At 61.5% G+C, this 22,265-nt stretch carries 23 protein-coding genes and 2 pseudogenes; 7 read left to right on the forward strand and 18 right to left on the reverse strand.

Annotated elements, in window-relative coordinates; all coding sequences use genetic code 11:
* The first annotated feature begins 27 nt into the window (after positions 1-27).
* The 4 genes from ABVN20_RS01540 to ABVN20_RS01555 all read left to right on the forward strand — a co-directional run bounded on the left by ABVN20_RS01540 (position 28) and on the right by ABVN20_RS01555 (position 3,685).
* The gene (locus ABVN20_RS01540; RefSeq protein ID WP_368553522.1) at positions 28-366 is read left to right on the forward strand and encodes a YbaB/EbfC family nucleoid-associated protein; all 339 of its coding nucleotides are present in this window, start codon (positions 28-30) and stop codon (positions 364-366) included.
* Positions 367-641: 275 nt separating this feature from the next.
* The gene (locus ABVN20_RS01545) at positions 642-1,676 is read left to right on the forward strand and encodes an NADP-dependent oxidoreductase (protein WP_368553524.1); all 1,035 of its coding nucleotides are present in this window, start codon (positions 642-644) and stop codon (positions 1,674-1,676) included.
* Between the two features lie 66 nt (positions 1,677-1,742).
* Positions 1,743-2,345 carry a recombination mediator RecR gene (gene recR, locus ABVN20_RS01550; RefSeq protein WP_368553526.1) on the forward strand — a complete coding sequence of 201 codons (603 nt, stop codon included), beginning with the start codon at positions 1,743-1,745 and terminating at the stop codon, positions 2,343-2,345.
* Positions 2,346-2,536: 191 nt separating this feature from the next.
* Complete coding sequence (locus ABVN20_RS01555) at positions 2,537-3,685, forward strand: acyl-CoA dehydrogenase family protein (protein WP_368553527.1); 1,149 nt, start codon at positions 2,537-2,539, stop codon at positions 3,683-3,685.
* Between the two features lie 120 nt (positions 3,686-3,805).
* On the opposite strand, the gene ABVN20_RS01560 is transcribed toward ABVN20_RS01555, so the two are convergent.
* Both ABVN20_RS01560 and fnr read right to left on the reverse strand, forming a co-directional pair.
* A complete protein-coding gene (locus ABVN20_RS01560) occupies positions 3,806-4,354 on the reverse strand; it encodes an adenine phosphoribosyltransferase (RefSeq protein WP_368553529.1) in 549 nt (182 codons plus the stop codon).
* Between the two features lie 80 nt (positions 4,355-4,434).
* Positions 4,435-5,169 (reverse strand): fumarate/nitrate reduction transcriptional regulator Fnr, encoded by a 735-nt coding sequence (gene fnr / locus ABVN20_RS01565; RefSeq protein ID WP_368553531.1) that lies wholly within the window; start codon positions 5,167-5,169, stop codon positions 4,435-4,437.
* A gap of 155 nt (positions 5,170-5,324) precedes the next feature.
* Between fnr and ABVN20_RS01570 the strand changes: the two genes are divergently transcribed.
* Positions 5,325-5,804, forward strand: a complete 480-nt coding sequence (locus ABVN20_RS01570) for a hypothetical protein (protein ID WP_368553533.1) — start codon at positions 5,325-5,327, stop codon at positions 5,802-5,804.
* Here ABVN20_RS01570 and hemN read toward each other — a convergent pair.
* The 8 genes and pseudogenes from hemN to ABVN20_RS01610 form a co-directional block, all read right to left on the reverse strand.
* Positions 5,801-7,183 (reverse strand): oxygen-independent coproporphyrinogen III oxidase, encoded by a 1,383-nt coding sequence (gene hemN, locus ABVN20_RS01575; RefSeq protein ID WP_368554545.1) that lies wholly within the window; start codon positions 7,181-7,183, stop codon positions 5,801-5,803. The genes ABVN20_RS01570 and hemN overlap by 4 nt on opposite strands.
* Positions 7,184-7,308: 125 nt before the next feature.
* A complete protein-coding gene (locus ABVN20_RS01580; protein WP_368553535.1) occupies positions 7,309-7,992 on the reverse strand; it encodes a sulfite exporter TauE/SafE family protein in 684 nt (227 codons plus the stop codon).
* The gene (gene ccoS / locus ABVN20_RS01585; RefSeq protein ID WP_368553537.1) at positions 7,985-8,200 is read right to left on the reverse strand and encodes a cbb3-type cytochrome oxidase assembly protein CcoS; all 216 of its coding nucleotides are present in this window, start codon (positions 8,198-8,200) and stop codon (positions 7,985-7,987) included. The genes ABVN20_RS01580 and ccoS overlap by 8 nt, the downstream gene beginning before the upstream one ends.
* Positions 8,201-8,225: 25 nt before the next feature.
* Positions 8,226-10,676 carry a heavy metal translocating P-type ATPase gene (locus ABVN20_RS01590; protein WP_368553539.1) on the reverse strand — a complete coding sequence of 817 codons (2,451 nt, stop codon included), beginning with the start codon at positions 10,674-10,676 and terminating at the stop codon, positions 8,226-8,228.
* A 110-nt stretch (positions 10,677-10,786) separates the two neighbouring features.
* Complete coding sequence (locus tag ABVN20_RS01595; RefSeq protein ID WP_368553541.1) at positions 10,787-11,326, reverse strand: FixH family protein; 540 nt, start codon at positions 11,324-11,326, stop codon at positions 10,787-10,789.
* Between the two features lie 11 nt (positions 11,327-11,337).
* On the reverse strand, positions 11,338-12,750 hold the full coding sequence (ccoG, locus tag ABVN20_RS01600) for a cytochrome c oxidase accessory protein CcoG (RefSeq protein WP_368553543.1): 1,413 nt from the start codon (positions 12,748-12,750) through the stop codon (positions 11,338-11,340).
* A 206-nt stretch (positions 12,751-12,956) separates the two neighbouring features.
* A pseudogene (locus ABVN20_RS01605) lies at positions 12,957-13,112 on the reverse strand (PIN domain-containing protein); the annotation flags it as partial.
* Positions 13,112-13,243: pseudogene (locus ABVN20_RS01610) on the reverse strand (type II toxin-antitoxin system prevent-host-death family antitoxin); the annotation flags it as partial. The pseudogenes ABVN20_RS01605 and ABVN20_RS01610, both read right to left, overlap by 1 nt.
* 189 nt (positions 13,244-13,432) lie before the next feature.
* Here ABVN20_RS01610 and ABVN20_RS01615 point away from each other — a divergent pair.
* Entirely contained in the window at positions 13,433-14,428 is a 996-nt protein-coding gene (locus ABVN20_RS01615) for a metallophosphoesterase (RefSeq protein ID WP_368553545.1), read from the forward strand.
* Between the two features lie 73 nt (positions 14,429-14,501).
* Here ABVN20_RS01615 and ccoP (ABVN20_RS01620) read toward each other — a convergent pair whose 3' ends face one another.
* The 8 genes from ccoP (ABVN20_RS01620) to ccoN (ABVN20_RS01655) all read right to left on the reverse strand — a co-directional run bounded on the left by ccoP (ABVN20_RS01620) (position 14,502) and on the right by ccoN (ABVN20_RS01655) (position 21,446).
* Positions 14,502-15,485, reverse strand: a complete 984-nt coding sequence (gene ccoP, locus ABVN20_RS01620; RefSeq protein WP_368553546.1) for a cytochrome-c oxidase, cbb3-type subunit III — start codon at positions 15,483-15,485, stop codon at positions 14,502-14,504.
* Positions 15,482-15,667, reverse strand: a complete 186-nt coding sequence (locus ABVN20_RS01625; RefSeq protein WP_032831505.1) for a CcoQ/FixQ family Cbb3-type cytochrome c oxidase assembly chaperone — start codon at positions 15,665-15,667, stop codon at positions 15,482-15,484. The genes ccoP (ABVN20_RS01620) and ABVN20_RS01625 overlap by 4 nt, the downstream gene beginning before the upstream one ends.
* 5 nt (positions 15,668-15,672) lie before the next feature.
* Positions 15,673-16,281 carry a cytochrome-c oxidase, cbb3-type subunit II gene (ccoO, locus tag ABVN20_RS01630; RefSeq protein ID WP_368553548.1) on the reverse strand — a complete coding sequence of 203 codons (609 nt, stop codon included), beginning with the start codon at positions 16,279-16,281 and terminating at the stop codon, positions 15,673-15,675.
* A complete protein-coding gene (ccoN, locus tag ABVN20_RS01635; RefSeq protein WP_368553550.1) occupies positions 16,281-17,723 on the reverse strand; it encodes a cytochrome-c oxidase, cbb3-type subunit I in 1,443 nt (480 codons plus the stop codon). The genes ccoO (ABVN20_RS01630) and ccoN (ABVN20_RS01635) overlap by 1 nt, the downstream gene beginning before the upstream one ends.
* A gap of 525 nt (positions 17,724-18,248) precedes the next feature.
* Positions 18,249-19,205: a cytochrome-c oxidase, cbb3-type subunit III gene (gene ccoP, locus ABVN20_RS01640; protein WP_368553552.1), complete on the reverse strand. Its 957-nt coding sequence runs from the start codon at positions 19,203-19,205 to the stop codon at positions 18,249-18,251.
* Entirely contained in the window at positions 19,202-19,399 is a 198-nt protein-coding gene (locus ABVN20_RS01645) for a cbb3-type cytochrome oxidase subunit 3 (protein WP_368553554.1), read from the reverse strand. The genes ccoP (ABVN20_RS01640) and ABVN20_RS01645 overlap by 4 nt, the downstream gene beginning before the upstream one ends.
* Before the next feature lie 3 nt (positions 19,400-19,402).
* Positions 19,403-20,011: a cytochrome-c oxidase, cbb3-type subunit II gene (gene ccoO / locus ABVN20_RS01650; protein WP_192301849.1), complete on the reverse strand. Its 609-nt coding sequence runs from the start codon at positions 20,009-20,011 to the stop codon at positions 19,403-19,405.
* 10 nt (positions 20,012-20,021) lie between these two features.
* Entirely contained in the window at positions 20,022-21,446 is a 1,425-nt protein-coding gene (gene ccoN, locus ABVN20_RS01655) for a cytochrome-c oxidase, cbb3-type subunit I (protein ID WP_368553556.1), read from the reverse strand.
* A 96-nt stretch (positions 21,447-21,542) separates the two neighbouring features.
* On the opposite strand from ccoN (ABVN20_RS01655), the gene ABVN20_RS01660 reads away from it, so the two are divergent.
* Positions 21,543-22,229 (forward strand): alpha/beta family hydrolase, encoded by a 687-nt coding sequence (locus ABVN20_RS01660; RefSeq protein ID WP_368553557.1) that lies wholly within the window; start codon positions 21,543-21,545, stop codon positions 22,227-22,229.
* Positions 22,230-22,265 lie beyond the last annotated feature (36 nt).

Genomic DNA, 22,265 nt, shown 5'->3' on the forward strand with positions numbered 1-22,265 from the left:
CATCCAAGTACTTTTGAGGTGATTACCATGATGAAAGGTGGCATGGCCGGCCTGATGAAGCAGGCGCAGCAGATGCAGGAAAAGATGGCCAAGATGCAGGAAGAGCTGGCCAACGCCGAAGTCACCGGTAAGGCCGGTGGCGATATGGTCACCGTGGTGATGACCGGTCGTCACGACCTGAAAAGCGTGACCATCGACCCGAGCCTGGTCGAAGGCATGAGCGAAGACGACAAGGAAATGCTGGAAGCCGTCGTCGCCGCCGCCGTCAACGACGCCGTGCGCAAGATCGAAGCCAACAGCCAGGAAAAAATGGGCAGCATGACCGCTGGCATGCAATTGCCGCCAGGCATGAAACTGCCATTCTGATTCGCCACGGCGGGTGAGATGAGTTAAACAGGATGCCAGGCTTAGTGCCTGGCATTTTTGTTTTTGCCTGATGCATATGCGGTGCTCATGAGTCCGCCATCGCGAGCAAGCCCGCTCCCACAGTGGATCTTCAGTGTTCACAAAACTCCTGTGGGAGCGAGCCTGCTCGCGATGAAGCCGACTCGGTCCAATTGCCAGAAACATCGAACCCCAAACCGCCACAAAGGTCTGCTCATCTACACCCGCCCATCTCATCGTTCAAAGGAGACGCTCACATGCCCGAAGCATTGATCCTCAACCAACGAATCGTCCTGGCGTCCCGTCCGGTGGGCGCGCCGACGCCGGAGAATTTCCGTCTGGAAAGGGAGGCGCTGCCGGACCTGGCTGACGGTCAGGTGTTGCTCAAGACCCTTTACCTGTCGCTGGACCCCTACATGCGCGGGCGCATGAGTGACGCGCCATCCTACGCAGCGCCAGTAGAAATCGACGAGGTCATGACCGGTGGGGCTGTCAGTCGGGTCGAGCGTTCGTTGAACCCCAAGTTTCACGAGGGCGATCTGGTGGTCGGTGCCACTGGCTGGCAGAGCCACAGCATCAGCGATGGGCGCAACATCATCCCGGTGCCGTCGGGGCTTTCGAGCCCGTCGATGGCCCTGGGGGTGCTGGGTATGCCGGGCATGACCGCCTATATGGGCCTGATGGACATCGGCCAGCCCCAGGCGGGCGAAACCCTGGTGGTCGCGGCTGCGTCCGGGGCGGTCGGCTCGGTGGTCGGCCAGGTGGCGAAGATCAAGGGTCTGCGGGTGGTCGGCGTGGCCGGTGGGGCGGATAAATGCCGTTATGTGGTCGAGGAACTGGGGTTCGACGCCTGCATCGATCACAAGCGCGCCGACTTTGCCAGCGAACTGGCGCTGGCGTGCCCCAAGGGCGTCGACATCTATTACGAGAATGTCGGTGGCAAGGTGTTCGATGCGGTCGTGCCGCTGCTCAACCCCAAGGCACGGATTCCCCTGTGCGGCCTGATCGCCGGCTACAACGCCAAGGAAGCCCCGACCGGCCCGGATCGCCTGCCGCAACTGCAACGCACGCTGCTGACCAAGCGGGTACGCATCCAGGGCTTCATCGTGTTCGATGACTACGGTGATCGCCAGCCGGAATTCGTCAGCGCCATGGCCCCGTGGGTGCGTGATGGCAAGGTGAAATTCCGCGAGGATGTGGTTGATGGCCTGGAGAATGCCCCCGAGGCGTTCATCGGCCTGCTGGAAGGGCGCAACTTCGGCAAACTGGTGGTGCGCGTCGCGCAGGACTGAGTATTTGACGCTAAAGAGAGGCGCGGGTATAAACCGCGTCTCGTCGTTTTGTCGGACCTTTTCCCCATGAGCTTCAGCCCTTTGATTCGCCAACTGATCGACTCCCTGCGAATTTTGCCAGGTGTCGGTCAGAAAACTGCCCAACGCATGGCGTTGCAGCTCCTGGAGCGCGATCGCAGCGGCGGTGCGCGCCTGGCGTCGGCCCTGAGTCAGGCCATGGAAGGGGTCGGCCACTGCCGCTTGTGCCGCACGCTGACCGAAGACGACCTGTGCCCGCAATGTGCCGACACCCGCCGCGACGACACCCTGCTGTGCGTGGTGGAAGGGCCGATGGATGTGTACGCCGTGGAGCAGACCGGCTTTCGTGGGCGCTACTTCGTGCTCAAGGGCCACCTGTCGCCGCTCGACGGCCTGGGGCCGGAAGCCATCGGCATCCCGCAATTGCTGGCGCGGATCGACGAGGCGGGCACCTTTGCCGAAGTCATCCTCGCCACCAACCCGACGGTCGAAGGCGAAGCCACCGCGCATTACATCGCCCAGTTGCTGGCCAGCAAAGGCCTGATCGCCTCGCGCATTGCCCACGGCGTGCCGCTGGGCGGGGAGCTGGAGCTGGTGGATGGCGGGACGCTGGCGCATTCGTTTGCGGGGCGTAAGCCGATTTCCCTGTGATTTTGTGTTGGCTGGGCGGGCGCCATCGCGGGCAAGCCCGCTCCTACAGGGATCGTGGTGTGCGCGGGTTCTCTGTAGGAGCGGGCCTGCCCGCGATGCAGACACCTCGGTCCACCTGACCCACACAATCTGGTTGAAAACCAAGCAAGCGCTCGGTTAACTTCGCTGAACCCCTCCAGCGGAGTTCGCCGATGCCTGCCTTCCAGGAATACTTCGACCCCAGCCACCAAATGGTCCGCGACAGCGTCAGACGATTCGTCGAGCGCGAGATTCTTCCGGACATCGATCAGTGGGAAGAGGCCGAGGGCTTTCCCCGCGAGCTGTACCTCAAGGCCGGTGCGGCGGGGATTCTCGGCATCGGTTACCCGGAAGCCTTCGGTGGCAGCCACGAGGGTGACCTGTTCGCCAAGGTCGCCGCCAGCGAGGAGTTGATGCGCTGTGGCTCCGGCGGGCTGGTGGCGGGGCTGGGGTCGCTGGACATCGGCCTGCCGCCCATCGTCAAGTGGGCCCGGCCCGAGGTTCGCGAGCGCATCGTGCCGCAGGTGTTGGCTGGCGAGAAGATCAGCGCCCTGGCCGTCACCGAGCCCGGCGGCGGTTCCGACGTTGCCAACCTGCAAACCCGCGCCGTGCGTGACGGCGATTTTTACCGGGTCAGCGGCAGCAAGACCTTCATTACCAGCGGCGTGCGCGCCGATGTCTACACGGTGGCGGTGCGCACCGGCGAGCCGGGGTTTGCCGGCATCAGCCTGTTGCTGATCGAGAAAGGCACCCCAGGCTTCACCGTGGGCCGCTCACTGAAGAAAATGGGGTGGTGGGCCTCGGACACCGCCGAGCTGTTCTTCGACGATTGCAGGGTGCCCGTGGGCCATCTGATCGGCAGCGAGAACATGGGCTTCGCCTGCATCATGGGCAATTTCCAGAGCGAACGCCTGGCACTGGCGCTGATGGCCAACATGACCGCGCAACTGGCCCTGGAAGAGAGCCTGAAGTGGGCGCGCCAGCGTGAAGCGTTCGGCAAGCCAATCGGCAAGTTCCAGGTGATCAAGCACCGCCTCGCGGAAATGGCCACGGCCCTGGAAGTCTCGCGGGAGTTCACCTACCGGCAGGCGGCGAAGATGGCGGCGGGGCAGAGCGTGATCAAGGAAATTTCCATGGCCAAGAACTTCGCCACCGACACGGCGGACCGGATCGTCAACGATGCGGTGCAGATTCTTGGCGGGCTGGGTTATATGCGTGAGAGCCTGGTGGAGCGGTTGTACCGGGATAACCGGATACTGTCGATTGGCGGGGGGACGCGGGAAGTGATGAACGAGATTATCAGTAAGCAGATGGGGCTTTGAGATTTATAGTGTGGTGGCTGGCCTCATCGCGAGCAGGCTCGCTCCCACAGTTGATTGGTGTCATACACAAAACCATTGTGGGAGCGAGCCTGCTCGCGATAGCGGTACCACAAGCGCTGCTTACTTATCGGTCAACGCAAACTGCGTCAGGCAATACGTCGGGATGCCCATGTCTTCCAGGCGCTGCGAGCCGCCCAGTTCCGGCAGGTCGATGATCGCGGCCGCTTCATGCACCCGCGCGCCCATGCGGCGGATCAGGTTGGCCGCGGCGATCAGCGTGCCGCCGGTGGCGATGAGGTCATCGAACATCACCACCGAGTCGCCTTCGCACAGGCTGTCGGCGTGCACTTCGAGGAACGCTTCGCCGTATTCGGTGGCATAACCCTCGGCCAGCACATCGGCCGGCAGCTTGCCCTGCTTGCGAAACAGCACCAGCGGCTTGTTCAGTTGATAGGCCAGCACCGAGCCGATCAGGAAGCCGCGCGCGTCCATGGCACCGATGTGGGTGAAGTCAGCTTCGACGTAGCGGTGGGCGAAGCTGTCCATCACCAGGCGCAGAGCGGTCGGGGACTGGAACAGCGGGGTGATGTCACGAAAGATGACGCCCGGTTTCGGGAAGTCGATCACCGGGCGGATCAGGGATTTGATGTCGAAGGAATCGAAGACCATCGTCGAAGTGTCCTGGCAGGCTGCAAACGACGCATTATAACGGCGGCTGAACCGTTTGGCTCAGCCGCCATTTGTCGCAATCAGCCTTCGAGCGAACCGCCGGCCAGTGCGCACAGCTGGATCGGGTCGAGGATCTGGATTTCCTTGCCCTCGGCGGCGATCAATTCGTTGGCCTGGAAACGCGTGAACACCCGCGAGACGGTTTCCACCGCCAGGCCCAGGTAGTTGCCGATTTCGTTGCGCGACATGCTCAGGCGGAACTGGTTGGCCGAGAAGCCACGGGCGCGGAAACGCGCCGAGAGGTTGACCAGGAACGTGGCGATGCGCTCGTCGGCGGTTTTTTTCGACAGCAGCAACATCATCTGTTGATCGTCGCGGATTTCCCGGCTCATCACGCGCATCAACTGGCGGCGCAGTTGTGGCAGTTGCAGCGCCAGTTCGTCCAGGCGTTCGAACGGGATTTCGCAGACCGAGGTGGTCTCCAGTGCCTGGGCCGAGACCGGGTGTTTTTCCGTGTCCATGCCCGACAGCCCGACCAGTTCGCTGGGCAGGTGGAAACCGGTGAGCTGTTCTTCACCGCCATCGCTCAGGCTGAAGGTTTTCAACGCGCCGGAGCGAACTGCATAAACGCAATCGAAGTTGTCGCCCTGGCGGAACAGGAATTCGCCTTTTTTCAGCGGGCGGCCACGTTTAACGATTTCGTCCAGCGCATCCATGTCTTCCAGATTCAGAGAAAGTGGCAAACAGAGGGGGGCCAGGCTGCAATCCTTGCAATGAGCCTGGTTATGAGCGCGCAGTTTTACTGGCTCGGACATTTCTTAAATCCTTGTGGGAAATCACACATAGGACGTAAGGGTAACCCAACGGAAGTCGTTGAAGCCAGCGGTGTGCCGAATTGTCACATCGCAGTCAAGGGTTGCGGGTGTCGGCCGATACACAGGCATCCGCATAGACCCAAGGTACTCGCTTCATGGCCAGCATCGGCGTGCTTACTCCCGGTAACAGTAGTGTCCAGACTCTGCTTGAACCCTCCGAGGGCGCCGTTGGAGAAGGGGCGGCTAGCGCTGCAAGCCCGCTCGACGCGCCGGTTGCCGAAGGCATCAAGGTGTCGCTGTCGGGTGTCGGCCTGAACAAGGCCGCATCTGCGCACGGCGATAACAAGGACATCGAAGAAAGCGGCTTGCCGGAAAACATTCAACATATTCTGAAAATGATCCGCCGGTTGCAGCAACAGGTCGCCGAAAAAGTCGCGCGAATGCAGGCGGTCATGGCCGACAAGCGGCTCTCGGCCGAGGAACGCAAGGCCAAGCTCGTTGCGTTGCAGGCCGCCATCACCTCACTCAATGGCGGCCTGATCACCGCCAACCTGTCCCTGTCCAAAGCCATGAGTCAGGCCAGCCTGACGCCCGAGCAAGTGCTGAAAACCGCCTCGCTGGCCCTCGAACGCTAGATCACCCGGGAAAAACGCTGGCGGTTCTGCTGATCCAGATAGGCGTCGAACACCATGCACACCGAGCGCACCAGCAGGCGTCCGGCGGGTAAGACGGTGATGCGTTCATCGCTCAACTCAAGCAGGCCATCCTGGGCCATGCCTTGCAACTGCGGCCACAACGGCGCGAAGTAAGCGCGGAAGTCGATGTTGAAAGCCTTCTCGATGACGGCAAATTCCAGCTCGAAACTGCAGATCAATTGCTGGATCACGGCGCGGCGCACGCGGTCGTCGCGGGTGCACAGCAGGCCGCGGTTGGTGGCCAGTTGTGCCGAAGCCAGGGTGCTCTGGTACTGATTCAGGTCGCTGCTGTTCTGGCAGTACAGGTCGCCGATCTGGCTGATCGCTGATACGCCCAGGCCAATCAGGTCGCAATGGCCGTGGGTGGTATAGCCCTGGAAGTTGCGTTGCAGTGTCGATTCTTCCTGGGCGATGGCCAGTTCATCGTCGGGCAGGGCGAAGTGGTCCATGCCGATGTAGCGGTAGCCGGCCCGGGTCAGTTGCTCGATGGTCTGCTGGAGCATTTCCAGTTTCTGCGCCGGTGTTGGCAGCTCGTCGCTGTTGATGCGTCGCTGTGGCATGAAGCGTTCCGGCAGGTGCGCATAGTTGAACACCGAAAGGCGATCGGGTTGCAGGCTGATGACTTCTTCGACGGTGCGGGCGAAATGTTCCGGGGTCTGCTTGGGCAGGCCGTAGATCAGGTCGATGTTGATCGAGCGAAATTGCAGGGTCCGCGCCGCTTCGATCACCGCGCGGGTTTCATCCAGGCTTTGCAGGCGATTGACCGCCCGTTGCACCGACGGGTCGAGGTCCTGCACACCGATACTGACCCGGTTGAAGCCCAACTCGCGCAGCAGGCCCATGGTCGACCAGTCGGCTTCGCGCGGGTCGATCTCGATACCGTAGTCGCCGCTGTCGTCGTCCAGCAGGTTGAAGCTCTTGCGCAACTGGGCCATCAGTTGGCGCAGCTCGTCATGGCTTAAAAAGGTCGGCGTACCGCCGCCGAAATGCAGTTGCTCGACAGTCTGCCCGGGGTCGAGGTGGCAGGCGATCAACTGGATTTCCTGCTCCAGGCGTTGCAGGTAGGGCAGGGCGCGTCCGCGGTCCTTGGTGATGACCTTGTTGCAGGCGCAGTAGTAGCAAATGTTCGCGCAGAACGGGATGTGCACGTACAGCGACAGCGGGCGCAGGGCCTTGCGGCTTTCTCGCAGAGCGTGGAACAGGTCGAAGGTGCCGACGTGCCCGTCGAACTGTACGGCGGTGGGGTAGGAGGTGTAGCGCGGTCCCGCCAGGTCGTAACGGCGGATCAGGTCGGTATCCCAACGAATGTCGTCGAGCATCATGCGGGCATTCCCCGGATAGGCTAGCAGTGCTGCGAGTCTATGGGGTGCGGCGTTGGGGCATCTTGATTTGCATCAACGCGAGGTATTCGGGTGGCGCAGGGTTCATCGCGTTGCGGTCAACGCTAATGCCCCATCAACCAATGCTGATGCGGCCCTGGCAGGGTCCAGATGCCGAACAGGATCACCAGCAGGCCACCGGTCATGCGCACGCTGCGCTTGCGCAGCAGCGCCGTGACCCGTTCCGCCGCCAGTCCGGTGGCCAGCAGCACCGGCCAGGTGCCCAGGCCGAAGGCGAGCATCAGCAACGCACTGTCCAGGGCATTGCCCTGGCTCGCCGACCACAGCAGCGTGCTGTAAACCAGCCCGCACGGCAGCCAGCCCCACAGCGCGCCCAGCAACAGGGCGCGGGGCAGACTGGACACCGGCAGCAGTTTGTTCGCCACCGGCTGGATATGCCGCCACAGACCGCGGCCCAGGCTTTCGATGCGGGTCAGGCCGCTCCACCAGCCGGCGAGGTACAGGCCCATGGCGATCAGCAACAGCCCGGCGAGGACGCGCATGAACGTTGCCGCCGGGCTATTGGACACCGCCCAGCCCGCCAGGCCGATCAACAGGCCGGCGCTGGCGTAGCTGAGGATGCGCCCCAGGTTGTACGCCAGCAGCAGGCGGAAACGCCGGCTGCGTTGCTCCTTGGGGATGGCCAGGGTCAACGCACCCATCAGGCCGCCGCACATGCCCAGGCAATGGCCGCCGCCCAACAGGCCGAGGATCACCGCCGACACCAGCAGAGGGGCCAGTTCAAGCATGCGGCGGCGCCTTGTCGTCCGGCCTGGCCTGATCCTTGGCTTCGTCCACGGCGGCGGTGTGGTTCGGGTCCTGGTCGTCGAACAGGATGCTGTGGGCCGGGCCGTCGAGGTCGTCGTACTGGCCGCTGTCGACGGCCCAGAAGAAGATGTAGATCGCGATGCCGACGATCAGCAGCGCGGCCGGAATCATCACGTAGAGAGCTGGCATGGTTGAGGCTCCATGCCCGCGCGGCTCAGGCCGGCAGCGGGCGGGTTTCTGGCGTGGCGCTGACGGCCGCCGTATTCGGCAGGCGTGTCAGGCGCAGGGCATTGAGCACCACGACCAACGAACTGATGGACATGCCGACGGCGGCCCACACCGGCGTGATCCAGCCGAGGGCAGCGAACGGCAACATGAGGCCATTGTACAGCGCGGCCCACAGCAGGTTTTCGACAATGATCCGCCGGGTCCGCCGGGCCAGGCTGAAAGCCTGCACCAAGGCGTCGAGACGGTTGGACAGCAGCACGGCGTCGGCGCTGGTTTTCGCCAGGTCCGTGGCAGAACCCATCGCCACACTGATGTCGGCAGCAGCCAGTACCGGTACATCGTTGACCCCGTCGCCGAGCATCAGCACCTTGCGGCCTTCCTTGTGCAACTGTTGCAGCACTTGCAGCTTGTCGTCGGGGCGCAGGCCGGCGCGGGCTTCGTCGATGCCCAGCTCAGCCGCGACGCTGGCGACCATCGGCGAGCTGTCGCCCGACAGCAGCAGCGTACGCCAGCCACGCGCCTTGCACGCGGCGATCAGCGCCGGGGCGTCGTCGCGCAGGCGGTCGTCGAGGACGAACCACGCCAGGGGGCCGCTGGCATCTCCCAGCAACAGCCATTGCCCGGCTTCCTCGGGCATCGGCGGCGCGACGGCGCCGCTGAGGGCGCAGACAAACGCCGGCTGGCCGATGCGCAGCCGCTGTTCGCCGACCAGGCCTTCAAGGCCCAGGCCCGGCGTACTGTGGACTTCCTCGGCCGCCAGTGGCGCACGGCCAAAGGCCCGGGCGATCGGGTGTTCGGAGCGGTTCTCCAGGGCGGCGGCGAGGCTCAGGCACTGATCGCTGCTCAGGGTGCCGAGGGGGCGGATCGCCCGCAGTGCCAGGCGGCCTTCGGTGAGCGTGCCGGTCTTGTCGAAAATCACCGTGTCGATCTGGTTCAGGCCTTCGAGCACGTGACCACGGGTCAGCAACAGGCCGAGCTTGTGCAGGGTGCCGGTGGCCGCGGTGAGCGCGGTAGGGGTGGCGAGTGACAGGGCGCAAGGACAGGTTGCTACGACCATCGCCAGGACGATCCAGAACGCACGCGAGGAGTCCAGCTCCCACCAGACTACGCCGATCACCGCCGAGGCGATTAGCGACAGCAGCAGGAACCACTGCGCGGCGCGGTCGGCGATCTCGGCCAGGCGGGGTTTTTCCGACTGGGCGCGATCCAGCAGGCGGACGATGGCGGACAGGCGGGTGTCATGGCCGAGGGCGAGCACCTCGACGGTCAGCGCGCCTTCGACGTTCAGCGTGCCGGCGGTGACCGCATCACCCGGCCGGCGCGGCTGCGGCAGGTATTCCCCGGTCAGCAGGGACTCGTCGATGCTCGACTGGCCGTCAAGGATCCTGCCGTCGGCCGGGAGCACGGCGCCAGGGTGCACCAGCACCTGATCGCCAATCCGCAGCTCGCTGAGCAGGATGCGCTCGCTCTGGCCGTCCTCCATCAGGCGCAGGCACGAGGCCGGCAGCAAATTGACCAATTGCGCGGTAGCGGCGGCGGTGCGTTCGCGGGCGCGGCGTTCCAGATAGCGCCCGGCCAGCAGGAACAGGGCAAACATGCCGACGGTGTCGAAGTACAGCTCGCCGACCCCGGTGATCGCGGTCCAGATCCCGGCGAGGTAGGCGCAGCCAATCGCCAGCGACACCGAAACGTCCATGGTCAGGTGGCGGGTGCGCAAGTCGCGCATCGCACCCTTGAAGAACGGTGCGCAGCTGTAGAACACGATGGGCGTGGTCAGGAACATCGCCACCCAGCGCAGGATGGTGTGCAGCTCGGGGCTCAGGTCGATGTTGAATTCCGGCCAGGTGGCCATGGTCGCCATCATTGCCTGGAACCACAGCAGGCCGGCCACGCCGAGCTGGCGCAGGGCCAGGCGATTCTCGCTGGCCAGTTGCTCGCTGGCACGGTCGGGTTGATAAGGGTGGGCGGCGTAACCGATGTGACGCAGCCCGCTGAGCATCTGGCTCAACGGCAATTGTGCATCGGCCCAGCGCACATGCAGGCGATGGTTGGACAGGTTCAGGCGCGCCTCGGCGACCGCCGGCAAGCTGCGCAGGTGCTTCTCGATCAACCAGCCGCAGGCGGCGCAACTGATGCCTTCCATCAACAGCGTGGTTTCGGCCAGATCGCCCTCGTGACGCACGAACGGTTTCTGTACATCGGCGCGATCGTACAGCGCCAGTTCATCGACCAGTTGCACCGGCAGGGCTTCGGGGTTGGCCGAGGCCTCGCTGCGATGCTGGTAATAGCTTTCCAGCCCGCCGGCGACAATGGCCTGGGCCACGGCCTGGCAACCCGGGCAGCAGAACTCGCGGGTTTCGTCCAGGACAACGGCGGTGAAGCGGCTGCCGGTCGGGACCGGCAGGGCGCAGTGGTAGCAGGCAAGGGGATTGGTCATGGGGGATCTATATAATTCTTGAGGCCCTCATCGCGAGCAGGCTCGCTCCCACATTTGATCGCGTTCCAAATTGTGGGAGCGAGCCTGCTCGCGATGCGCGAAGCGCGACTTTACTTCTTCAGGTCTTCGGCACCCTGCAACGGCTCGTCACCCAGCAGCAGATCCTTCTCATGGTTGACCTGTTCTTCCTCGAACATGCGCCAGGTCTTGTCACCTTCCACACCCAGCAACTCGACGAAGCGGCGACCTTCGATCTTGTCGCTCAACTGGCCGATGTAGCGGCCCTGTTCGGTTTCGCTGCGGGTGAGGGTGATCTTGCGATCCTTCTCCGGCTGGGTCGGCGAGATCAGGTTCAGTTCCAGGCTTTTCGGCTGGCTGTTGCCCGTCAGGCGCAGGTCGACTTCGCCGGTGACGTCATCCAGGTGCACGCTGGCGCGCATCAGCAGGGTTTGCGCCAGCAGTTCGCGGTCCAGGGAGCGGTTGATGCCCTTGCCGGCCTCGTAGTAGTTGTCGTTGACCAGGTTGTCCGGGTTGTTCACCGCGATCGTCACCATGGACAGGGTCAGTGTCACCGAACAGGCGAGGATACCGATGATGATCCATGGCCAAAGGTGCTTGTACCAAGGGCTTGCGGCGTTTGCTGCGGGCATGTTCACTTCTCTCAACGAATTTGTGGGCCGATGAATCGGCTCTTGGCTTCAACGTGGACGCTCTCGTCATCGGCGTCCCTGAGGATGAATTTCACCTCGTTGGTGCTCGACGGCAGTTGTTCCGGGGCCATGGACAGCTCCACCGGCTGGCTGACGATATCACCTGCGACGACCTTGATTTCGCGACGGCCTTGCAGTTTCAGGTCCGGCAGGCCGCTGGCTTCGAGCACATAGGTATGGTCGCGTTGATCCTTGTTCATGATCTTCAGGCTGTAGACGTTTTCGATCCGCCCTTCGGCGTTCTCGCGGTAGAGCACGCGGTCCTTGCTGACGTCGAAGCCTACCAGCGAGCGAGTGGCGAAAGCGGCGATCAGCAGGCCGATCATCGCCAGCAACACCACGGCATAGCCGATCAGGCGCGGCCGGAACATGTGGGTCTTCTGGCCCGACAGGTTGTGTTCGGTGGTGTAGCTGATCAGGCCACGCGGGTAGTCCATCTTGTCCATGATCGCATCGCAGGCGTCGATGCAGGCGGCGCAACCCACGCACTCGACCTGCAGGCCGTCGCGGATGTCGATACCGGTCGGGCACACTTGTACGCACATGGTGCAGTCGATGCAGTCACCCAGGCCCTGGGCCTTGTAGTCCGCGCCTTTCTTGCGCGGACCACGGCTTTCGCCACGGCGCGGATCGTAGGAGATGATCAGGGTGTCCTTGTCGAACATCACGCTCTGGAAGCGGGCGTAAGGGCACATGTAAATGCACACCTGTTCACGCAGCCAGCCGGCGTTGCCATAAGTGGCCAGGGTGAAGAAACCGACCCAGAAATACGACCAGCCATCCGCATCGCCGGTGAAGAAGTCCACCACCAGTTCGCGAATCGGCGAGAAGTAGCCCACGAACGTCATGCCAGTGACGAAACCGATGAGAATCCACATCCCATGCTTGGCGAACTTGCGCATGAACTTGTTGGCGCTCATTGGCGCCTTGTCCAGCTTGATGCGCTGGTTGCGATCACCCTCGGTGACCTTTTCGCACCACATGAAAATCCAGGTCCAGACGAATTGCGGGCAGGAATAACCGCACCAGACGCGACCGGCATAAACGGTGATGAAGAACAGGCCGAAAGCGCTGACGATCAGGATGCCGGACAACAGGATGAAATCCTGGGGCCAGATGGTCGCGCCGAAGATGAAGAATTTGCGCTCCGGCAGGTTCCACCAGACCGCCTGGTGGCCGGCCCAATTCAGCCAGACCGTACCGAAGTACAACAGAAACAGGAACGCGCCACCGATGATTCGCAGGTTGCGAAACAGACCGGTGAAGGCGCGGTTATAGATTTTTTCTCGAGAGGCATAAAGGTCTACGCTTTTGTCCGCTTTGGCGGGTGGCGTAACGTCGTGTACCGGAATCTTATTGCTCATCGGTTGCATCCCACGGCAGTGGAGAAATGCCTCGGTCAGTACGTGCCGACCGCGGTCAAAAAGGGCGTGTTGCAGTGGCGCAATGATACCCCTGTAGCTCTACCACAAGGGTGCGACCATTGGTCACGTTGGTGGAAATGAACTGACAGTGTAATGACCTGTATCAATTGACTGGTGAAATTATGGACGGTTTTGCCGCTTCTCGTTCAATCGCTCCATGGGTTTATCAGGGGAACGCCACTGGACTGAAAATCGTCGGTGTTGCGTGTAACCACGGTCAGGCCATGAACCAGTGCGGTGGCGGCGATCAGCGCGTCGCTTTCATTCGCGCGGTCCGGAACATGCAAACGAGCACAGCGCAGTCCTCAATGCTTAGCAGCACATGGGCCGGCCTGCCACGATCGGTGATGATTACCGGGCCCTGGCGCGTGGCTTTTTTGGCACTACTTGTTTCCTGGTTGAATTCACGACTGGAAAGGGTGGTGATGGTCATGCTGGCAACCCTCCGTCGTTACTGCGTTTGCAGCCTGTACGCCTTCCATCAAATAGATGAAATATGAATTGTTAATTTCAGGTTATTCGGAAGTTTGAGTTTTCAGTTGGCGTGGCATAAGTTGCTCTTTCGTAAATAACCAAATTATGGAAACGGAATTCTATGCTGTTAACTAAATACAGCAGGTCAATGGCTGGCCTGTTTTTATGCGCTAACTTGTACTCGGCAGGTGCCGCCTCAACCGGGTATTCACCTGCTCACCTGATTTTTACTTCGGACCCGCAGTTTCCCTGGACTGAAAACTCGGACAACGGTACCGATGAATCCGCCTCTGATCGCGACCGCCGCTCGCATTGGCTGATTGATAGCCAGTACTCGGATGTGGCGAACTTCCGATACAACTTCAGCCGTGATCCGGCGCATATCCCGGTGATGATCAATGGTGACATGACGGCCTTCGGGCACGGCAAGGAGCGCGCAACCACGCAGGCGATTCTGGATAAACAGCTCGGTGGTGCCTATGACTACGGCCTGGGTAATCATGATTATGAAAACAATATCAATGACTGCAGTTTCCCCGAAAACAATTGCGCGGCTGGAAGTATCATCGGGTTGAAGGAACGCTATTGGGGCAAACTCGATACGTTCGATTTGAAAGCGCGTAGCGAAGGCAGGACAAAAGTCTATTACGGCAGCCTTGCCTACTCGCGTTCCATGGGTGATGTTCATCTGGTGCAGTTGAATAACGAACCGACTTATTCCGTGAACTTTTCTTCGGGGTTTCCCTTGAACAAGGTGAACTTCGAGATCGGCGATGCGCTGGATTGGCTCGAACGGGATCTGCGGCAGGCGCGCAACGAAGGCAAGATCATTGTGCTCAACATGCACAAGCCGGATGGCTGGAAGGGCGACGACAGGCAGATCGAGCGGTTTCGCGCGATGATCCAGCGCTATGGCGTAACGGCAGTGTTTGCCGGGCATCAGCATAGCCGTGCAGGCGAGTACTACGGCTGGAATCGACAGGAGTACTTTGGCGACGTGCCGGTGTTCCTCAGTGGCGGAGCTTCCAATCAGACTTACCTGATTGCCAGTTTTGCCCAGGATCGCAAGGCGCTGACGATCCATCAGGTCAATGGCAATAACTGGCCGAGTCGCAGCGAGCTCACGACGATACCGGTCAGGTGAGCGATTATCCTGCGGCCCAAACGAAAACGGCCCCGTCACATGACGGGGCCGTTTTTGTGTAGCAGGCGTTGCCTTACTGAGCGTCTGGCGCCGGAGCCTTCTCACCGTGAGACAGGCTGTAGACGTAAGCGGCCAGCAGGTGAACCTTGTCGTTACCTTGCATCTGTTCCTGCGCAGGCATCTGGCCCTGACGGCCGTAACGGATGGTCTGCTGCAGTTGAGCGAAGCTCGAACCGTAGATGAACGCGCCCGGGTGAGTCAGGTCAGGTGCGCCCATGGCTGGGGTGCCCTTGCCTTGCGGACCGTGGCAGGCCACGCAGTTGGCGGCGAACAGTTTCTGGCCGTTGGCCGGATCAGCCTTGGCGCCTTCCGGCAGCTTGCGGCCATCGAGGTTGGTCAGCACGAACGCAGCCACGTCGGCCACGCCTTGCTCGCCGATCACTTCAGCCCAGGCCGGCATCACGGCGTGACGACCGCCCATGATGGTTGCCTTGATGGTTTCCGGCTCGCCACCCCAGCGCCAGTCGGCGTCGGTCAGGTTCGGGAAGCCATAGGCACCCTTGGCATCGGAACCGTGGCACACCGAGCAGTTGGAGGCGAACAGGCGGCCACCCATCTTCAGTGCTTGTGGATCCTTTGCCACTTCTTCGATCGGCATGGAAGCGAATTTGGCGAAGATCGGCCCAAACTTGGCATCCGATTTAGCCATTTCCTTTTCCCACTCGTGAACGCCGGTCCAGCCGGTCTGGCCGTTGGCGAACGCGGTCTGCTTTTCGTTATCCAGGTAGTTGTAACCTGGCAGCAGGCCTTTCCAGTTGCCCAGGCCCGGGTACAGCACCAGGTAACCCAGGGCGAAAACGATGGTGCCCACGAACAGCATGAACCACCATTTCGGCAGCGGGTTGTCGTACTCTTCGATCCCGTCGAAGGAGTGGCCGACCGTCTCTTCGGTCTGCTCGGCGCGCTGGCCCTTGCGGGTGGACAGCAGCAGCCAGGTCAGGGAAAAGATCGTACCGAGACTGAGGACTGTGACGTACAGACTCCAGAATGTAGTCATTCTTTGTTACTCCTAGAAGCTTGCTCGACGTGCTTGATGGCTTCGGGATCATCCGCGAAAGGCAGCAAGGTCGCGTCTTCAAACTCCGACTTGCGCTTGGGGCTGAACACCCACAGGGCCAGACCAACGAAGGCCACCATCACGACGACGGTGCCCAGGCCACGAATCATCCCGATATCCATCTAAATCACCGTTTGCTTTTGATGATGGTGCCCAGGCCTTGCAGATAGGCCACCAGCGCGTCCATTTCGGTTTTGCCCTTCACGGCTGCCTGAGCACCGGCGATGTCTTCGTCGGTGTAAGGGACGCCGAGCGTGCGCAAGACTTCCATTTTCTTGGCGGTGTCTTTGCCGTCGAGCTTGTTTTCCACGAGGAACGGGTAGGCCGGCATCTTCGATTCGGGCACGACGTTGCGCGGGTTGTACAAGTGCGCACGCTGCCAGTCATCGGAGTAACGACCGCCGACACGGGCCAGGTCCGGACCGGTACGCTTGGAACCCCACAGGAACGGGTGATCCCAGACGCTTTCACCGGCGACCGAGTAGTGGCCGTAACGTTCGGTTTCAGCACGGAACGGGCGGATCATCTGCGAGTGGCAGCCGACACAACCGTTGGCGATATAGATGTCGCGGCCTTCCAGTTCAAGGGCGGTACGTGGCTTCATGCCCTCGACCGGCTTGTTGGTGACGTCCTGGAAAAACAGCGGAACGATCTGGGTCAGGCCGCCGACGCTGACGGCGATAACCATGAAGAAGGCCAGCAGGCCAATATTCTTCTCGACTGCTTCATGCTTCATCAGTGAGCTCCAACTACGGCAATCTGTTCGGCGGCTTTGGCTTCAACCGGGTTCGAGGCACGTACGGTACGGTAGACGTTGTAGGCCATGAACAGCATGCCGGTGGCGAAGAACGCACCGCCCAAGGCACGCACGATGAAACCAGGATGGCTGGCTTGCAGCGCTTCGACGAACGAGTAGGTGAGGGTGCCGTCATCGTTGATTGCACGCCACATCAGACCCTGGGTGATGCCGTTGACCCACATCGAGGCGATGTACAGCACGGTACCAATGGTCGCGAGCCAGAAGTGCGCGTTGATCAGGCCAACGCTGTGCATCTGGGTACGGCCGAACAGTTTCGGAATCATGTGGTAGATCGCGCCGATCGAAATCATCGCTACCCAGCCCAAGGCGCCGGCGTGTACGTGGCCGATGGTCCAGTCGGTGTAGTGCGAGAGCGAGTTGACGGTCTTGATCGCCATCATCGGACCTTCGAAGGTCGACATGCCGTAGAACGCCAGCGATACCACCAGGAAGCGCAGGATCGGGTCGGTGCGCAGCTTATGCCAGGCGCCCGACAGGGTCATCATGCCGTTGATCATGCCGCCCCAGCTCGGAGCCAGCAGGATGATCGACATCGCCATGCCCAGGGACTGCGCCCAATCCGGCAGAGCGGTGTAGTGCAGGTGGTGCGGACCGGCCCAGATGTACAGGGTGATCAGCGCCCAGAAGTGCACGATCGACAGGCGATAGGAGTAGATCGGACGTTCGGCCTGCTTCGGCACGAAGTAGTACATCATCCCCAGGAAGCCGGTGGTCAGGAAGAAGCCTACGGCGTTGTGGCCGTACCACCACTGGATCATCGCGTCGGTCGCACCCGAGTAGGCCGAGTAGGACTTGAAGAAGCTGACCGGCAGGGAGGCGTGGTTGACGATGTGCAGCATCGCGGTCACGACGATGAAGGCACCGTAGAACCAGTTACCGACATAGATGTGCTTGGTGTTGCGCTTGGTGATGGTGCCGAAGAACACCAGACCGTAGGTGACCCAGACGATGGCCAGCAGAATAGCCAGTGGCCATTCCAGTTCCGCGTATTCCTTGGTGGTGGTGTAACCCAGCGGCAAGGTAATGATCGCGCCGACGATCACCGCTTGCCATCCCCAGAAGGTGAAGGCCGCGAGGCTGTCGGAAATCAGTCGCGTTTGGCAGGTTCGCTGCACGACGTAGTAAGAAGTGGCAAACAGTGCACATCCACCGAAGGCGAAAATCACCAGGTTGGTGTGCAACGGGCGTAGGCGTCCAAAAGTCGTCCACGGCAGACCGAAGTTCAATTCCGGCCATACGAGCTGTGAGGCGATGAAGACACCGAGCCCCATGCCAAGGATCCCCCAGACCACCGTCATGATGGCGAACTGGCGGACTACCTTATAGTTATAAGCAGTCGGACTGATTGCTGTGCTCATTCTAAGGTTCCACGGTTTGGGTGTTTTATTAGGAGTAAAAATCGGCCGCAAGTATGGAGAAAGCGGGGGGTCATTGCAACGCGCCATGACCTGGGTCAATGCTTTCAATCGCTGATTCTGCGGCCTTTCCATGCGCCGAGTAGGGTCAAAAATACCCGACTGCAAAATGCCGTCGCGAACGAGAGTGGGGTGGGGATCGGGTCGTCTGTAACGAGGTGTGTTCAAACGCAACGAAGGGGTGACCGATGGCAACCGGCGCGACAGCCGGTATCTACCAGCCTTTGCGGCTTGTCATCGTACGGATTCGTCGCACACATCGGTTGGGTCGACCTGGAGCCGGCACTTGCCATCGCGTGTCGCAGGAAGCTTAGACCCGAATCCGGGGAATCGAAAGGAGGACTATCGAAGGGGTGTGACAAAAGGAAGCAGGGCAAAGCTTCAGGCTGCAAGCTTCAAGTTGAAAACCTGTCGCTCGCCAGCCGTTCACTTTGCCCTGATTGTTGCGGGGTGTTTCGCTTTTTACGCTTACTTGCTGCTGGTTGCCTGCAACTTGTCGCTTAACGGCTCACCACCTTTGGAAAGGCTGTAAACGTAAGCCGCCAGCAGTTGCACCTTATCGTTGCCGAGCAGTTCGTTCTGCGCCGGCATGTGGCCCTGGCGACCATGGCGAATGGTCTGTTGCAGTTGCGCCAGGCTGGTGCCGTAGATGAAACCGGCCGGTTGCGTCAGGTTCGGCGCGCCCATGGCCTCGGTGCCCTGGCCGTTGGCGCCATGGCAGGCTACGCACATGGTGCTGAACGCTTGCTGGCCGGCAGCCAGGTCGGCGCTGTCGTCAGCAGGCAGAGGCAACTTGGCCAGGTCATGACGCACATAGGCCGCGACGTTTTTCACCCCGGCTTCACCGAGCATTTCACCCCAGGCCGGCATCGCAGCGATGCGTCCGCCCATGATGGTGGTCTTGATGGTCTCGGCGTTACCGCCCCAGCGCCAGATGTTGTCGGCCAGGTTCGGGAAGCCGAAGGCACCCTTGGCGTCCGAGCCGTGGCAGACGGAGCAGTTGGAGGCAAACAGGCGACCGCCCATTTTCAACGCTTGTGGGTCCTTGGCCACTTCTTCCACGGGCATGGCTGCGAATTTGGCGAAGATCGGCCCAAACTTGGCGTCGGCCTTGGCCATTTCCCTTTCCCATTCGTGGGCGCCGGTCCAGCCGTTTTCATAGCCGGGCAGGATGCCTTTCCAGTTACCCAGGCCCGGGTAAAGGATCAGGTAGCCGACCGAAAACACCAGGGTGCCGGCGAACAGCATGAACCACCACTGCGGCAGCGGGTTGTCATACTCCTCGATGCCGTCGAAGCTGTGGCCCATGGTCTGGTCGACGCTGCCCTTGGTTTCGCCCCTGCGGGTGCCGATCAGCAGCCAGGTCAGGCCGATCAGGCTGCCGATGGTCAGTACGCAGATCCACGTACTCCAGAAGGTGGTCATGACCGGGTACTCCTTGTGACAGTTTCTTGGGTGCTATCAGGTTGTGGCTCATCGGCAAACGGCAGCAGGCGCGCTTCGGCGAATTCCGGGTTGCGCTTGCCGTTGAACACCCACAGCGTCAGGCCGACGAAGGCGATGAACACCACGACAGTGCCCAGGCCGCGGATCAGGCCGGTACTCATTTCCAGGTCCATGGCTCACCTCTTGCTCTTGATGGCAGTGCCGAGCACTTGCAGGTAGGCGACCAGTGCGTCCATTTCCGATTTGCCCTTGAGCGATTCGGTGGCGCCGGCGATGTCTGCGTCGGTGTAAGGCACGCCCAGGGTGCGCATGGCCTTGATCTTCGCTTCGGTGTGGCTGCTGTCGAGCTGGTTGGCCACCAGCCATGGGTAGGCCGGCATCTTCGACTCAGGCACGACGTTGCGCGGGTTGTACAAGTGCGCGCGGTGCCAGTCGTCCGAGTAGCGTGCGCCCACACGGGCCAGGTCCGGACCGGTACGCTTGGAGCCCCACAGGAACGGGTGGTCCCAGACGCTTTCACCGGCAACCGAGTAGTGACCGTAGCGCTCGGTCTCGGCGCGGAACGGACGGATCATCTGCGAGTGGCAGCCCACGCAGCCTTCGCGGATGTAGATGTCACGACCTTCCAGTTGCAGCGCGGTGTAGGGCTTCATGCCTTCGACCGGCTTGTTGGTGACGTCCTGGAAGAACAGCGGGACGATCTGGGTCAGGCCGCCGATGCTCACGGCGAACACCATCAGCAACATCAGCAGGCCGACGTTCTTTTCAATCGTTTCGTGTTTCATGGCGGACTCCTCAGGCCATTTGCGCGGCAGCAACGACGTCAGCAGGCTGCGAGGCCCGCACGGTGCGCCAGGTGTTGTAAGCCATCAGGAACATGCCGCTGAGGAAGATCGCACCGCCTATCAGTCGCACGATGAAGCCTGGGTGGCTGGCCACCAGGGTTTCGACGAAGGAGTAGGTCAGCGTGCCGTCTTCGTTGACTGCGCGCCACATCAGGCCTTGCGCGATGCCGTTGACCCACATCGAGGCGATGTACAGCACGGTGCCGATGGTGGCGAGCCAGAAGTGCGCGTTGATCAGGCCGAGGCTGTGCATCTGCGCACGGCCAAAGACTTTCGGGATCATGTGGTACAGCGCGCCGATGGAAATCATCGCTACCCAACCCAGGGCGCCGGCGTGTACGTGGCCGATGGTCCAGTCGGTGTAGTGGGAGAGGGCGTTGACGGTCTTGATCGCCATCATCGGACCTTCGAAGGTCGACATGCCGTAGAACGCCAGGGAGACCACCAGGAAGCGCAGGATCGGGTCGCTGCGCAGCTTATGCCAGGCGCCCGACAGGGTCATCATGCCGTTGATCATGCCGCCCCAGCTTGGCGCCAGCAGGATCAGCGACATCACCATGCCCAGCGACTGTGCCCAGTCCGGCAGCGCGGTGTAGTGCAGGTGGTGAGGGCCGGCCCAGATGTACAGGGTGATCAGTGCCCAGAAGTGCACGATCGACAGGCGATAGGAGTACACCGGACGTTCGGCCTGTTTCGGCACGAAGTAGTACATCATCCCGAGGAAGCCGGCGGTGAGGAAGAAGCCCACGGCGTTGTGGCCGTACCACCATTGCACCATGGCATCGGTGGCGCCCGCGTACAGCGAGTAGGACTTGGTGAAACTCACCGGCAGTTCGAGGTTGTTGACGATGTGCAGGATGGCGACGGTGAGGATGAACCCGCCGAAGAACCAGTTACCGACATAGATGTGCTTGGTGTTGCGCTTCATGATCGTGCCGAAGAACACGATGGCGTACGCGACCCAGACGATGGTGATCAGGATGTCGATCGGCCATTCCAGTTCGGCGTATTCCTTGGAACTGGTGTAGCCCAGTGGCAGGCTGATCGCCGCCAGCAGGATCACCAGTTGCCAGCCCCAGAAGCAGAACGCGGCGATTTTCGGCGCGAACAGCTGGGTCTGGCAGGTGCGTTGCACCGAATAGAACGAACTGGCGAACAGGGCGCAGCCGCCGAAGGCGAAGATCACCGCGTTGGTGTGCAGTGGGCGCAAACGCCCGAAGCTGGTCCACGGCAAGTTGAAGTTGAGTTCGGGCCAGACCAATTGAGCCGCGAGAAAAACCCCGAGCCCCATGCCGACGATGCCCCACACCACCGTCATAATGGCGAATTGGCGGACCACCTTGTAGTTGTAGGCGGTACTGATAGAAGTGTTCATGGTTCCCCATCCACGGTTCAGCCCAAGGAAAGACGTTCGCGCAAGGCAGACGCACCCTTCGACTGGAGTTATAGGCAGACTAAAAGCGAGGCAAGCATGGACAAAGAGCACAAGGCCAGTATTGACGGGGATCAATGGGCGCGGTGCCTGGACGAACAGGGATGGTTGTGGAATGCGGCCGCGGTGAAGGGCAAAGGCGAGCCTGTGACCCTGATCCTGGCCCACGGCGCCGGTGCGCCGATGGACAGCGACTGGATGAACGACATGGCCGCACGCCTTGCAGCACTGGGTGTCAACGTGGTGCGCTTCGAGTTTCCCTACATGGCGCAGCGGCGGGTCGATGGCGGCAAGCGTCCACCCAACCCGGCGCCCAGGCTGCTGGAGTGCTGGCGTGAGGTGTATGCCGAGGTGCGACGCCATGTCGCTGGGCGCCTGGCCATTGGCGGCAAGTCCATGGGCGGGCGAATGGCCAGTCTATTGGCCGATGAACTGGGGGCCGATGCGCTGGTGTGTCTGGGTTATCCGTTCTATGCGGTGGGCAAGCCGGAGAAACCGCGGGTCGAGCATTTGGCGGCGCTGAAGACGCGCACACTGATCGTGCAGGGCGAGCGGGATGCGCTGGGTAATCGGGAGGCGGTTGAGGGGTATGCCTTGTCCCCGAGCATCGAGATCTGCTGGCTGGTGGCGGGGGATCATGATTTGAAGCCGTTGAAGGCTTCCGGGTTTACCCATGAGCAGCACCTGGCGGCTGCGGCGCAGAGGGTGGCGGGGTTTGTGCTTTAAGGCCTGTGTGAGCAGTTCGGGCCCCAATCGCGAGCA

The sequence above is a fragment of the Pseudomonas sp. MYb118 genome (genome assembly GCF_040947875.1).
Lineage (GTDB): Bacteria > Pseudomonadota > Gammaproteobacteria > Pseudomonadales > Pseudomonadaceae > Aquipseudomonas.

Excerpts from the sequence above, each read along its gene's own strand:
- ccoN (WP_368553556.1), bottom strand. The coding sequence starts at position 21,446 with ATGAACACTTCTATCAGTACCGCCTACAACTACAAGGTGGTCCGCCAA.
- fnr (WP_368553531.1), bottom strand. The coding sequence starts at position 5,169 with ATGTCCGAGCCAGTAAAACTGCGCGCTCATAACCAGGCTCATTGCAAG.
- ABVN20_RS01540 (WP_368553522.1), top strand. The coding sequence starts at position 28 with ATGATGAAAGGTGGCATGGCCGGCCTGATGAAGCAGGCGCAGCAGATG.
- ABVN20_RS01595 (WP_368553541.1), bottom strand. The coding sequence starts at position 11,326 with ATGCCCGCAGCAAACGCCGCAAGCCCTTGGTACAAGCACCTTTGGCCA.
- ccoO (WP_368553548.1), bottom strand. The coding sequence starts at position 16,281 with ATGAAGCATGAAGCAGTCGAGAAGAATATTGGCCTGCTGGCCTTCTTC.
- ABVN20_RS01560 (WP_368553529.1), bottom strand. The coding sequence starts at position 4,354 with ATGGTCTTCGATTCCTTCGACATCAAATCCCTGATCCGCCCGGTGATC.
- ABVN20_RS01570 (WP_368553533.1), top strand. The coding sequence starts at position 5,325 with ATGGCCAGCATCGGCGTGCTTACTCCCGGTAACAGTAGTGTCCAGACT.
- ABVN20_RS01660 (WP_368553557.1), top strand. The coding sequence starts at position 21,543 with ATGGACAAAGAGCACAAGGCCAGTATTGACGGGGATCAATGGGCGCGG.
- ABVN20_RS01555 (WP_368553527.1), top strand. The coding sequence starts at position 2,537 with ATGCCTGCCTTCCAGGAATACTTCGACCCCAGCCACCAAATGGTCCGC.
- ABVN20_RS01645 (WP_368553554.1), bottom strand. The coding sequence starts at position 19,399 with ATGGACCTGGAAATGAGTACCGGCCTGATCCGCGGCCTGGGCACTGTC.
- ccoS (WP_368553537.1), bottom strand. The coding sequence starts at position 8,200 with ATGCCAGCTCTCTACGTGATGATTCCGGCCGCGCTGCTGATCGTCGGC.
- hemN (WP_368554545.1), bottom strand. The coding sequence starts at position 7,183 with ATGCTCGACGACATTCGTTGGGATACCGACCTGATCCGCCGTTACGAC.
- ABVN20_RS01615 (WP_368553545.1), top strand. The coding sequence starts at position 13,433 with ATGGCTGGCCTGTTTTTATGCGCTAACTTGTACTCGGCAGGTGCCGCC.
- ABVN20_RS01590 (WP_368553539.1), bottom strand. The coding sequence starts at position 10,676 with ATGACCAATCCCCTTGCCTGCTACCACTGCGCCCTGCCGGTCCCGACC.
- ABVN20_RS01545 (WP_368553524.1), top strand. The coding sequence starts at position 642 with ATGCCCGAAGCATTGATCCTCAACCAACGAATCGTCCTGGCGTCCCGT.
- ccoP (WP_368553546.1), bottom strand. The coding sequence starts at position 15,485 with ATGACTACATTCTGGAGTCTGTACGTCACAGTCCTCAGTCTCGGTACG.
- ABVN20_RS01625 (WP_032831505.1), bottom strand. The coding sequence starts at position 15,667 with ATGGATATCGGGATGATTCGTGGCCTGGGCACCGTCGTCGTGATGGTG.
- ccoN (WP_368553550.1), bottom strand. The coding sequence starts at position 17,723 with ATGAGCACAGCAATCAGTCCGACTGCTTATAACTATAAGGTAGTCCGC.
- ccoG (WP_368553543.1), bottom strand. The coding sequence starts at position 12,750 with ATGAGCAATAAGATTCCGGTACACGACGTTACGCCACCCGCCAAAGCG.
- recR (WP_368553526.1), top strand. The coding sequence starts at position 1,743 with ATGAGCTTCAGCCCTTTGATTCGCCAACTGATCGACTCCCTGCGAATT.
- ccoP (WP_368553552.1), bottom strand. The coding sequence starts at position 19,205 with ATGACCACCTTCTGGAGTACGTGGATCTGCGTACTGACCATCGGCAGC.
- ccoO (WP_192301849.1), bottom strand. The coding sequence starts at position 20,011 with ATGAAACACGAAACGATTGAAAAGAACGTCGGCCTGCTGATGTTGCTG.
- ABVN20_RS01580 (WP_368553535.1), bottom strand. The coding sequence starts at position 7,992 with ATGCTTGAACTGGCCCCTCTGCTGGTGTCGGCGGTGATCCTCGGCCTG.